Source organism: Endothiovibrio diazotrophicus (assembly GCF_054657215.1).
In genome coordinates this window covers 1-359 of sequence record NZ_BAAHXB010000337.1, presented here as the reverse complement: position 1 = coordinate 359, position 359 = coordinate 1, and the positions used below count along the sequence as shown (strand labels likewise).

Genomic DNA, 359 nt, shown 5'->3' with positions numbered 1-359 from the left:
TCGCGGACCTGTTCGCGCAGGGTCTCCAGTTCCTCATGGGTGATGCGGTAGCCCTTGGAGTAGCGGGCCTCGATGTAGGCGCGGCGTAGTAGGTCGAACCGCGCCTTCTCTTCCGCCTCGCTGCGCGGCATCGCCTCCACCAGCGCCGGGTGCAGCTCGGCGCCGATCTCGGCCAGTTTACGGATGTCGTGGGTCTTATGCTTGTCGCCGGTGAACACCAGGGTCAGTGCATGATAATACCGCTCCACCGACTGGTGCAGCAGGAAGGCGGCGTGGGCCCGTTCGTCGCGCGCCATGTAGTAGCCGGTGCCGCGCCAGAAGCCGCTGGCGCTGTTGTACCAGTAGGTGAGGTTGCGCTG

At 65.5% G+C, this 359-nt stretch carries 1 protein-coding gene; it reads right to left on the bottom strand.

Annotation, left to right across the window (positions count from 1 at the left end; all coding sequences use genetic code 11):
- On the bottom strand, positions 1 to 359 hold a 359-nt coding region (locus ACYQ2W_RS26710), incomplete at both ends, for a HEPN domain-containing protein (protein ID WP_459874178.1).